Annotated in this window: 9 protein-coding genes and 2 pseudogenes; 8 read left to right on the top strand and 3 right to left on the bottom strand. The window is 70.1% G+C overall.

The window, feature by feature from the left end; translation table 11 throughout:
* Positions 1 to 31 precede the first annotated feature (31 nt).
* The 7 genes and pseudogenes from FNH04_RS32595 to FNH04_RS49515 all read left to right on the top strand — a co-directional run bounded on the left by FNH04_RS32595 (position 32) and on the right by FNH04_RS49515 (position 8,719).
* Positions 32 to 571 carry a cupin domain-containing protein gene (locus tag FNH04_RS32595; protein ID WP_152789461.1) on the top strand — a complete coding sequence of 180 codons (540 nt, stop codon included), beginning with the start codon at positions 32 to 34 and terminating at the stop codon, positions 569 to 571.
* Complete coding sequence (locus FNH04_RS32590) at positions 571 to 1,776, top strand: acyl-CoA dehydrogenase family protein (protein WP_152789460.1); 1,206 nt, start codon at positions 571 to 573, stop codon at positions 1,774 to 1,776. The genes FNH04_RS32595 and FNH04_RS32590 overlap by 1 nt, the downstream gene beginning before the upstream one ends.
* Positions 1,777 to 2,175: 399 nt before the next feature.
* Positions 2,176 to 3,282 (top strand): alcohol dehydrogenase catalytic domain-containing protein, encoded by a 1,107-nt coding sequence (locus tag FNH04_RS32585; protein ID WP_228031745.1) that lies wholly within the window; start codon positions 2,176 to 2,178, stop codon positions 3,280 to 3,282.
* Between the two features lie 107 nt (positions 3,283 to 3,389).
* The gene (locus tag FNH04_RS32580) at positions 3,390 to 5,159 is read left to right on the top strand and encodes an MFS transporter (RefSeq protein WP_152789458.1); all 1,770 of its coding nucleotides are present in this window, start codon (positions 3,390 to 3,392) and stop codon (positions 5,157 to 5,159) included.
* A 98-nt stretch (positions 5,160 to 5,257) separates the two neighbouring features.
* Entirely contained in the window at positions 5,258 to 6,790 is a 1,533-nt protein-coding gene (locus FNH04_RS32575; RefSeq protein ID WP_152789457.1) for a class I adenylate-forming enzyme family protein, read from the top strand.
* Between the two features lie 35 nt (positions 6,791 to 6,825).
* The gene (locus tag FNH04_RS32570; RefSeq protein WP_152789456.1) at positions 6,826 to 7,767 is read left to right on the top strand and encodes a 3-hydroxybutyryl-CoA dehydrogenase; all 942 of its coding nucleotides are present in this window, start codon (positions 6,826 to 6,828) and stop codon (positions 7,765 to 7,767) included.
* Positions 7,764 to 8,719, top strand: a pseudogene (locus tag FNH04_RS49515) (electron transfer flavoprotein subunit beta). The gene FNH04_RS32570 and the pseudogene FNH04_RS49515 overlap by 4 nt, the downstream one beginning before the upstream one ends.
* Before the next feature lie 68 nt (positions 8,720 to 8,787).
* Here the strand turns inward: FNH04_RS49515 and FNH04_RS32555 are convergent.
* Positions 8,788 to 9,162 (bottom strand): hypothetical protein, encoded by a 375-nt coding sequence (locus FNH04_RS32555; RefSeq protein ID WP_152789455.1) that lies wholly within the window; start codon positions 9,160 to 9,162, stop codon positions 8,788 to 8,790.
* 135 nt (positions 9,163 to 9,297) lie between these two features.
* On the opposite strand from FNH04_RS32555, the pseudogene FNH04_RS32550 reads away from it, so the two are divergent.
* Positions 9,298 to 9,582: pseudogene (locus tag FNH04_RS32550) on the top strand (Acg family FMN-binding oxidoreductase); the annotation flags it as partial.
* Between the two features lie 88 nt (positions 9,583 to 9,670).
* Here the strand turns inward: FNH04_RS32550 and FNH04_RS32545 are convergent.
* Both FNH04_RS32545 and FNH04_RS48075 read right to left on the bottom strand, forming a co-directional pair.
* Positions 9,671 to 10,312: a hypothetical protein gene (locus FNH04_RS32545; RefSeq protein WP_152789454.1), complete on the bottom strand. Its 642-nt coding sequence runs from the start codon at positions 10,310 to 10,312 to the stop codon at positions 9,671 to 9,673.
* 11 nt (positions 10,313 to 10,323) lie between these two features.
* The coding region (locus FNH04_RS48075; protein ID WP_228031744.1) for a hypothetical protein at positions 10,324 to 10,507 on the bottom strand (184 nt) is incomplete at its 5' end.

The raw sequence follows: 10,507 nt of genomic DNA, 5'->3' as shown, positions 1-10,507 counted from the left end.
CCCCGCACCTCCCCTCCCGAGGAGCCGCACCATGCCACGGAGAATCGTCACCGGTCTGACGGCGGACGGCGAAGCCGCCGTCGTCCAGGACGGGCCGCCACCCCGCACCAACGCACTCCAGTACACCCCCGGCTTCGTCTCTTCCCTCGTCTGGGTCACCCCCGCCCAGCCCACCGTGCCCTTCGACGGCAACGACCCGACACCCGCCGTCACCTCGTACGTCCCCGAGCCGGGCGCCACCCGCGTGATCCACCTGGTCATCCCGCCGGACACGGTCTACGCGAGAGAGGACTTCGACCCGGCCGCGGCCATCGCCGAGCGCCTGCGGACCAGCCCCGGCCTGGCCGAACTGTTCGAGCCGGACGCGCCCGGCATGCACACCACCGACACCGTCGACTACGGCGTCCTGCTCCAGGGAGAAATCGTCCTCGAACTCGACGACGGCAATGAAGTCACCCTCGCCCCGGGCGATGTCGTCGTGCAGAACGGCACCCGCCACGCCTGGCGCAACCGCTCCACCTCACCCGCAACCCTGCTCTTCGTCCTCATCGGTGCCCGGAGGAATTCCTGATGCCCCACCTCAACCCCGTCGACGCCCTCGACCTGGACAGCGAACTCGACGACGACGAACGGCTCATCCGTGACACCGTCAGCGCCTTCGTCCGCGACCGGGTGACCGACCACGTGGCGGGCTGGTTCGAGACAGGCACCTTCCCGACCTCCGAACTGGCCCCGGAACTCGGCAAACTGGGCCTGCTCGGCATGCACCTGGACGGCTACGGATGCGCCGGCGCCGGCGCCACCGCGTACGGAGTGGCCTGCCGCGAACTGGAGGCCGCCGACTCCGGCTTGCGCAGCTTCGTCTCCGTGCAGGGCTCCCTGGTGATGTTCCCCATCCACCGCTACGGCTCGGAGGAGCAGAAGCAGCAGTGGCTGCCGAAGCTGGCCTCCGGCGAGGCGATCGGCTGCTTCGGGCTCACCGAACCCGACCAGGGCTCCGACCCCGGCGGCATGCGCACGGTCGCCAAGCGCGACGGTGGGGGCACCTCCCGCTCGAGCGGAGCCGAGAGTGGGGGAGACTGGATCCTCAACGGCACCAAGATGTGGATCACCAACGGCTCCGTCGCCGACATCGCCGTCGTCTGGGCCCGCACCGAGGACGGCATCCGCGGCTTCCTCGTCCCCAAGGACACCCCCGGCTTCACCACCAGCGAGATCCACAGCAAGCTGTCCCTGCGCGCCTCGGTCACGGCCGAGTTGCACCTGGAGGACGTACGGCTGCCCGCCGACGCGGTGCTCCCCGGTGTCACCGGACTGCGCGGACCGCTGTCCTGCCTGTCCGAGGCCCGGTTCGGCATCCTGTGCGGTGTCGTGGGCGCCGCTCGCACCTGCTACCTGTCGGCGCTGGAGTACTCCACCACCCGTGAGCAGTTCGGCCGGCCCATCGGCGGCTTCCAGTTCACCCAGGGCAAGCTGGCCGACATGCAGGTCGACCTCGTGCACGCCCAGCTGCTCGCCCTGCGCCTGAGCCGGCTCAAGGACGCCGGGCAGCTGCGCCCGGAGCAGGTCAGCCTCGGCAAGCTCGCCAACGTGCGCGCCGCGCTCGACACCGCCCGGACGGCCCGCACCATCCTCGGCGCCAACGGCATCACCACCGAGTACCCGGTGCTGCGGCACGCCAACAACCTGGAGACGGTGCTCACCTACGAGGGCACCGAGGAGATCCACACCCTCGTCGTCGGCCAGTCCGTCACCGGTCTCGCCGCATACCGCTGACCGGGTCGGCCGTGCGGTCGGCCCCGTGCGGCGCGGCACAGGACTACCGTTCACGGGCCGGGACGACCCCGAGAACGGGAGGCGGACGCTCCGCCGCCGGGCCGCCCACCAGCCCGTACGCACAAGAACCCCGCCGTGGGCCTGACGTCCGGCGAGACATCGGCGCCCTTACGGACCATTACTTCGCGACCCGCACCACACAACGGGTTCGCCCACTCTTCACACGCCTTGTGAACAGCCTCGACGGCCCGTGCCGTCACCCGCCCCGGGGCCGCCGTGGAGCCACCGGAAGACCGTGGCGGCAGCGCCGACAGCACCCGTGTACCCCGTCACCAGTGCTCGCTCTGCCGTACCCGGAGACAACTCTGCCCTCAACGAGGAGAGGCCATGATCTCGACCATGCGCGCAGCGCGAATGCACAACGTCGGTGAGCCGATGAAGATCGAGCAGATTCCCGTCCCGGTACCGGGCCCCGGCGATGTCCGGGTGGCCGTGCACGCCGTGAACATCGTACCGAACCTCGCCAACATCCTGAGCAACTGGACGACTTGGTTCCCACTCAACCCGCTGCCGCCGCTGCCGGCCGTGTTCGGCCTCGACCCCGCCGGCGTGGTCGAGGCGGTAGGCGCCGGGGTCGAGGGCGTGGAGGTCGGCGACCGGGTCTACGTCAACCCGGGCCGCACCTGCGGCGCCTGCCGGGCCTGCCGTGACGGCAGGATCGTGCAGTGCGCGAGCTACGCCTTCGCCGGCTACTTCGGCTTCTCGGCCACCTCAATCCGGCTGCTCGACCGCTACCAGGGCGGCCTCGCCGAGAAGATGATCGCGCCCGCGACAGCACTCGTTCACATCCCCGACTCCCTGTCCTTCGAGGCCGCCGCGCGCTTCGGCTACCTGGGCACCATGTACTCGGCGCTCCGCAAGGCCGCGGCCGGCCCCGGGCGCAGTGTCCTGGTCAACGGCATCACCGGCACCCTCGGCATCGGCGCGGCGCTGCTGGCCCCGGCACTGGGCATCACGACGCTGTACGGCATTGGCCGCGACCGTGAACTGCTGGCGGAGATCGACAAGCTGGCTCCGGGACGGCTGCGCCTGCACTCGCTGCACGACGGCCCGGTGGACGAGTGGATCGCCGCGGAGACCGGCGGCCAGGGAGTGGACGTCTACATCGACGCCCTCGGCCCGGGCGCACCGCACGAAACCCTTCAGCAGGGTGTGCGCGCCCTGGCCCGCGGAGGCATCGCCGTCAACGTCGGCGCCGTCGCCGGCGAGGTGCCCCTCGACCTGCACCGAATGATGGACATGGACCAGACCGTCCGCGGATCGGTCTGGTTCACGCCCGGCGAGGGACAGGACATGGCCGACATGGCCGCGGCGGGCGTACTCGACCTGTCGCCGCTGCGCCACCACGTCTTCCCGCTCGACGAGGTGAACACCGCGATCAACAACGTGGGTTCGCGGCACGGGGGATTCAGCAACTTCATCATCTCGCCCGTCTCCGGGCACTGACCCTTCCCACTCGTCCGCCTCCGGGCGCTGACCAGCACGACCCCACCCCCCTCGCCACCCCCCTCACCGGCAGGTCACGTCACGCGATCACCTCGGAAGGAACCACCATGGCCAGATCCGACACCGGCGTCGGAAACGGCGCCGGCTCCCCGGCAGCCAAGACAACGGCGAAGCACACGGGCGAACAGGCCCTAGGCATCGACACCCTCGCGCGGGGCACGCTCATCGCGGCGGCGCTCTGCGTCTTCATGGCCCAGTTCGCCCTGACCGTGCCCGCGGGCCTGAACGGCCTGTTCCAGCAGGACTTCCACACCTCGGCATCGGAACTGACCTGGATCACCGATGCCTTCCTGGTCCCGGTCACCGTGCTGGAGCTGACCTTCGGTCTGCTCGGTGACCTGTTCGGACGGCGTCGGCTGCTCGTCGGCGGCTCCGTGCTGGTGGCGGTCGGATTCGTGGTCTGTGTGCTGACGCCGGGCCCGGAGGCCGACCACATGACCCGGCTGATCGTGCTGTGGACCGGCCAGATCATCGCCGGTGTCGGCGCGGCTGCCGTGATCCCGACGACGTTGGCCATGATCGCCGCGGGCACGCACACACCGCGCGCCCGAGCGCGTTCCATCTCCGTCTGGGCCGCCGCGCTGTCCATGGGCAGCGTGCTGTCACCCCTGGCCTGCGGCCTGCTCGCGCAGTCGCAGTTCAACTCGTGGCCCGACTCCGGCTGGCGATGGGCGTTCCTCCTCGTCGTCGCACTCGCCGTCGTGTCCGCCGTCCTCGCCTTCGTCCTGGCCCAGGACTCCAAGTCGCCCGAGGGCCGTTCCCTCGACTGGCCGGGGCAGATCACGATCGCCGTCGCCGCCGTCGCCCTCCTCTTCGCCGTGATCCAGGGCCCCACGAGCGGCTGGGGCAGCGTCGAGGTCATCGGCGGGTTCGTCGTCGCGGCCGTCTTCCTGGTGGCCTTCGTCCTCGCCGAACGCCGCTCGGCCTCCCCGCTGCTTCAGCTCGACCTGTTCGCCAACCGCAACTTCACCATCGCGGCGATCGTGACGGTGGTCGGCATGTTCTGCTACCTGGGCACCGGCTACGTGACCAGCATCCGCCTCACCGCCATCCAGGGCTTCACCCCGTTGAAGGCATCCCTCGCCTTCATCGTGTTCAACGGTATCTCGGCCCTGATCCAGGTGCCCATCGCCTCCCGGCTGATCGAGCGGTACGACCCGAAGTGGATCCTCGGCGGCGGACTCGTGCTCATTGGGGTCGGCGACTTCTGGATGGCCTCGATACCGATCGGTGACCAGTCGGTCATGCCCCTCATCGCCCCGCTCGTCGTGGCCGGCGCGGGCGTGGCGTTCGTGCTGTCCGCGGTCACCGCCGTGGTGATCAACACCGTGCCCCACAACCTGGCCGGCATGGCCGCCGGCTGGACCAGCCTGCTGCGTGACTTCGGCTTCACCCTCGGTCCGGCCGTCGTGGGCGCCATCGCCCTCAGCCGGGCCGCGCACGAGATCAGCGACAAGGTCGCTTCCGACCCGGAGCTCAGCCAGGCCCTGGACACCTTCAACGCCTCGGCGGCGAACGCGCCCGACGGACAGCGGGAAGCCGTGGAAGGCGCCATCGCGGCCGTCAACTCCGGCCCGCTCGGCGCGAACGCCGTCCCGTCGACCGTGCCCCTGCCCGACGGTTCCACCGCGCCGTTCAACCCGCTCAAGGACACCGCCTTCCAGGCCTTGGGCAACGCCTACTCCCTCGGCTACCTGATCGTCGGGCTCTGCGCCGTCGCGGCGGCGGTGGTCACCGTGGTCCTGATCGGCGGACGCCGACGGGACACCCCGGACGCCCAGGCCACGCCGGTCACCGCGGAGACGACCGATGCCTGACCGGCCGTACGACCTCATGGCCACCCGCACCCGATGAATCCCCCGAGTCCGTCACTGAACAGGCACTACCGGCCGCCACGGCTGAAAGGACGGCTGACATGACCGGCCCCACCCGCCCACGACCCATGTTCCGCCTGGGCCATCTGCTCGAACGCCGCGCCCAGTTGCACCCCGACCGCACGGCGCTGGTGTTCGGCGACCGTGCATGGACCTACGGGCAGCTGCGGGACTGGATCGTGACCACGGCGAGGCAGCTGCGCCTGCACGGTGCCGGACCGGACAGCGTCGTCACCTACGCGGGCGCCTCGCGCCCCGAGGTCTTCGTCCTGATGTACGCCACGGCCCGCCTCGGAGGCGTGTTCGTCCCGGTCAACGGGGCGGCCACGCCTCCCGAGATCGCCTACCTGCTGGCGGACTCGGGGACGGACGTCCTGGTCACGGACACCGCCTGCGCCGCCAAGCTGGCCGGCGACGGCACCGTACCGGCAGATGTCACGCGTCTGTGCCTGGACGAGGAGCCGCCCGACGGATTCGCTCCACTGAGCCGGACATCGGACGAACCCGCCGGCGACGACACCCCGGCACCCGTGACCGAGGACGACCTGGCACTCATCGCCTACACCTCCGGCACGTCCGGTCGCCCGAAGGGCGTGCTCCTCACCCACGGCAACGTGTTCTGGAGCTGCGTCAACGGACTCCTCGGCCTCGACCTCGCCCGGGACGACGTCACGCTCATCACCACACCCGTCTTCCACATCGCGGTGCTGAGCGGTGTGGGCTCCTACACCTGGGCCAAGGGCGGAACGGTCATCCTGGAACCCGCCTTCTCCGTCGACGGCTTCCTGAAGACCGTACGACAGCACCGGGTCACCGTGACCTTCGCCGTCCCGGCGATGCTCGCCCTGATCGCACGGCACCCGGATTTCGCGGCAGGGGACCTGTCCTCGCTGCGCTGGATCCTCAGTGGGGGAGCGGCGGCACCGGCGTCGGTCGCCGAGGTGTACCACCGTCGCGGCATCCCGGTTCTCAGTTCGTACGGTCTGACCGAGACCGCCGCCGGCGTCACCTACCGCGACCCCCGCGACGGCGCGGGCTGCTCCGGCGAGGCAGGACTCGCCGCGCCGCTGAACGAGATCCGGATCGTCGACCCCGAGAACCGCCCCGTGCCGCATGGCATGACGGGAGAGATCGTCGTCCGCGGGCCCAGCGTCACCTCCGGCTACCTGGGCCTGCCGGAGGAGACGGCGGCGGCCCGTGACACCGAGGGCTGGTTCCACGGGGGGGACCGGGGCCACCTCGACCCGGAGGGCCGCCTGGTGGTGGTCGGCAGGATCAAGGACACGATCGTCACCGGCGGGGAGAACGTCGACCCGACCGAGGTGGAGGAGGCGCTGGAGACGTGCCCCTTCGTGTATGAGGTGGCGGTCGTCGGAACGCCCGACCCCGTCTGGGGCGAGATCGTCACAGCCATCGTCGTACCGGCCGAGGGCGCGGACTGCTCCCTGGAGGACATCCAGAGCTTCCTCTCCGCCTCCCTCACCCGCCACAAGATCCCCCGCCGCCTCGACCTCCGCGACCACCTGCCCCGCACCGTCACCGGCAAATTGCAGCGGAACCTGCTGCGGGGCTGAGCCCGGCCGGACCAGACACCATCGAGAGGTACCCCATGTCCACACAGCCGTCCGGACATCCCTCCGACGCCGCCCCGCACGCCACGGCCACCGAACCCATACGCCGTGTGGGCGTCGTAGGAGCGGGACTCATGGGCAGCGGCATAGCCGAGGTCTGCGCCCGCGCGGGACTCGACGTACGTGTAGCCGAAGCGAGCCCCGAGGCGGTCGAGGCGGGCCGCGACAGAATCACCAAGTCCCTGGCACGCGCGGTACGAAGCAGCAGACTCGCCCCGGCGGACAGCACCACTACCCTCCGCCGCATCGCCTTCACCACCGACCTGGCCGATCTCGCCGACCGCGACATCGTGATCGAAGCGGTGGCCGAGGACGAACAGGTCAAGACCGAGATCTTCGCGGCACTGGACAAGGTGGTCGTCCGACCGGACGCGATCCTCGCCTCCAACACCTCCTCCATCCCCATCATGAAGCTCGGCACGGCGACCGGACGCGCGCAGCAGGTAATCGGCGTGCACTTCTTCAACCCGGTGCCGGTACTGGACCTCGTCGAGCTGGTCCCCTCCCTGCTGACCAGCGACCAGACACGTGACCGCGCAGGCGAGTTCGTCAGTGGCATCCTCGGCAAGCAGGTCATCCACGCCAAGGACCGGGCCGGATTCGTCGTCAACTCGCTCCTGGTGCCCTACCTGTTGTCGGCCATCCGCATGCTGGAGTCGGGCCTCGCCTCAGCCGACGACATCGACAACGGGATGGTGCTCGGCTGCGCCCATCCCATGGGCCCCTTGAGCCTGGCCGATCTGATCGGCCTGGACACCCTCAAGGCGATCGCGGACTCCATGTACGCCGAGTACAAGGAACCGCTGCACGCGGCGCCGCCCCTCCTGCTCCGGATGGTGGACGCCGGTCTCCTCGGCAGGAAGACGAGCCGGGGCTTCCACGACTACTCCGGCACTCCGGCTGAAAGGAAAGCCAGATGAGTTCGAGGATCGTCGGCACCGCGAAGTACGTGCCCGACGCCACTGGCGACCGGCACTTCGCCGATGACCTGACCGTCGACCGGGACGACGTGGACGGTCTGCTCTCCGAGCTCGACGAGTACGCGGTGGAGCAGGCGCTGCAGATCTCCGAGAACTCCGACGACGACGTGGAGATCACCGTGCTCACGGTGGGCCCGGAGGACGCCAAGGACGCGCTGCGCAAGGCGCTGTCCATGGGCGCCGACAAGGCCGTCCACGTGGAGGACGACGACCTGCACGGCACCGACGCCATCGGCACCTCCCTGGTCCTGGCCAAGGCCATCGAGCCGGTTACGACCTGGTGATCTCCGGTATGGCGTCCACCGACGGCACGATGGGTGTCGTACCGGCGCTGCTGGCCGAGCGTCTGGGTGTTCCGCAGGTCACGCTGCTGTCCGAGGTTTCCGTCGAGGGCGGGACCGTGAAGGGCCGCCGGGACGGTGACGCGGCGTCCGAGCAGCTGGAGGCCGGCTACGGCAGCACCCGTGGCCTGCTGCGCGTCAGCGCCGACCGGAGGTCCTGGGACAACCGCGCCGAGCTCGCAGCCCTGCATATCGCCGTCAGCCCGAAGGACCGGGACGTCGTGCTGGCCACCACGGAGGACGGTGTCGCCACGAGTACCAATGGCGGCCGGACGTTCGGCGCCGGCTCCGGGCAGGTCCTGGCCTTCCTGTCCTGGCCTGCGACCGGCGCCTTGTACGGAGTCGACCTCGACGGCGGCCTGCACCGCAGCACCGACAGCGGCGCCACCTGGCAGAAGACCGGAACCGTACCGGGCGGACGGCCCCAGGCCCTGACCGCCGTCGACGCGGGGCGCGTCCTGGCCGCGACACAGGACGGCGTGTACGAATCCCGTGATGGAGGCAAAACGTTCAGCGAACGCCTGCCCGTGTCCACCACGGTCGGGCACTGAGCGCCGGGAAATGCGGCATGAGGCGCTCTGTTCCAGGCCGAGGTCGCTGAGGGCCACGAGCACAGGGGCTATGCGAAGAGCTGGAAGAACGGGGGGAAGGTTCCGAGGATTCCGAGGGCGATGAGGGCGAGGCTGATGACGAAGGCCCGCACGGTTTCGAACGGCTTGTTGCGCAGGGCGATATAAAGGACGGCCCAGGCCAGTAGCCAGACGACTACGGCCAGGATGGTCTTGCCGGACAGCGGACCGACGGAGTCGCTCCACTCCAGGCCGTCGTGCACCGATGTGCTGGCCTCGGCGAGCGTGGTGAGAAGACCCAGCGCGGTGGCTCCGATGCCTGCGGCGATGATCGCCGCCGAGATCGGCCCTTCCACCTTCTCGCTGAGGGGGAAGTCCTCTTCCCGTCCGCCTCCGGACGGTGTCGCCGCGTTCCTGGCTTCCATGCCCGCGGCCTCCTTTCAGAGCCTGGTCACTGGTTTCAGAGCCTGGTCACCGGACGGGTTCCACCTTGGTGATGAAGGCGCCGAATGCCCCGGCGATCGCCGCGAAGACGAAGGCGAGGACGAACAGGGTGTGGTGAGAGCAAGCCGCATCTGGCCTTGCTGGGCACCACCCGCGACCGGCCCGAGGACTGGCTGACGGCGGGGCAGGCGATGGAGCGCGTCCTGCTCGAAGCGGCCCTGGACGGGCTGGCAACCTCGCTCACGTCCCACGCCCTCGAATGGCCGGAACTCCGCTGGGCAGTCCGCGACCCGCAGTCGGCGATGGGGTTCGTGCAGATGGTGCTGCGCCTGGGATACGGCAAGCAGGGTCCGGGGACGCCGCGTCGTCCGGTGGAAGACGTGCTCGACATCGAGCTGTAGAGGTGCTTTCGGACGGCGTCGCCACGAAGTACCGATTAATGGCGACGCCGTCAGCTCACGGCATGTCCTCGCCCGCGAGCGCCACCCGTCAGTGACTGTGCCCTGTTTCGCCGTGGTCCTCGGCCTCCTGGGACGGGGCAGTCGCCGTGGGCTCCTGGCTCGCCCGTGCACTCGGCGGCGACTCATGGGATGTGCCCTCGGAGGAGCCAGGTTCGGCGTCGTGTCCGTCCGCCCCGCCCGTCTCCGGCTCCGCTTCTGTGGTGGGCTGGTCGCCGTGGCTGTGGCCATGGCCGTCGCCGCCCGGTTGTGCGGCCGTCTCCTGGGCGATGCCCTTCAGACCGACGAAGGCGACGGCCGCCGTCACCGCCATCAGGATCCCGGCCGGACCGGCGACGCTGCGCCAGCGGGAGGGCTGGTGGCGCAGCACGTAGGCGACGAAGGACAGGACAAGGCCAAAGGGGATGAGCATCGCCGCCCGTTCGGGAAAGTCCTCGAAGTGTTGCAGGCCGCCGCTGAGCATGCCGATGCCGAACGACAGCGCGAGGGAGGCCGCCACCACGCCGCAGACCTTCGCGGGGCTGGGGCGGCTGCGGGTGAGGACGAATTCGTTGAGGACTGTGGCGCAGAGGAAGACGGCGGCGCCTATGACGGCGATGAGGGTATTGCGGGTGGGATCGAGAGGGTGGTGCACGATGGCGCCGCAGCCCTGCTCCGACGAAGGTCGCGGCATAGCCCAGATAGTCACCGAGCAGCGGGGTGCGCTTGGGTGCCCGGCGCCGCCCGCGCCGACCGCCGGTCCTGTTCGCGGGCTCGCGTTCCGCGCGGCGCGGGCGCGGTGCTGTCCCGGTCGGCTGAGTGCGAGCCGTTCTGCGCGGCCTGGTGGGAGGGATACGTGGGGTGGGTCGCGTAGGGCGGTGCCGACAGC

Source organism: Streptomyces phyllanthi (genome assembly GCF_009377205.1).
Classification (GTDB): domain Bacteria; phylum Actinomycetota; class Actinomycetes; order Streptomycetales; family Streptomycetaceae; genus Streptomyces; species Streptomyces phyllanthi.
The sequence above is the reverse complement of the archived record's forward strand: the minus strand, read 5'-3'. Positions and strand labels throughout refer to the sequence as shown.

What these genes read in the sequence shown, in the direction of transcription:
- FNH04_RS32595 (WP_152789461.1), top strand. Translation starts at nt 32, where the DNA reads ATGCCACGGAGAATCGTCACCGGTCTGACGGCGGACGGCGAAGCCGCC.
- FNH04_RS32590 (WP_152789460.1), top strand. Translation starts at nt 571, where the DNA reads ATGCCCCACCTCAACCCCGTCGACGCCCTCGACCTGGACAGCGAACTC.
- FNH04_RS32585 (WP_228031745.1), top strand. Translation starts at nt 2,176, where the DNA reads ATGCGCGCAGCGCGAATGCACAACGTCGGTGAGCCGATGAAGATCGAG.
- FNH04_RS32580 (WP_152789458.1), top strand. Translation starts at nt 3,390, where the DNA reads ATGGCCAGATCCGACACCGGCGTCGGAAACGGCGCCGGCTCCCCGGCA.
- FNH04_RS32575 (WP_152789457.1), top strand. Translation starts at nt 5,258, where the DNA reads ATGACCGGCCCCACCCGCCCACGACCCATGTTCCGCCTGGGCCATCTG.
- FNH04_RS32570 (WP_152789456.1), top strand. Translation starts at nt 6,826, where the DNA reads ATGTCCACACAGCCGTCCGGACATCCCTCCGACGCCGCCCCGCACGCC.
- FNH04_RS32555 (WP_152789455.1), bottom strand. Translation starts at nt 9,162, where the DNA reads ATGGAAGCCAGGAACGCGGCGACACCGTCCGGAGGCGGACGGGAAGAG.
- FNH04_RS32545 (WP_152789454.1), bottom strand. Translation starts at nt 10,312, where the DNA reads ATGCCGCGACCTTCGTCGGAGCAGGGCTGCGGCGCCATCGTGCACCAC.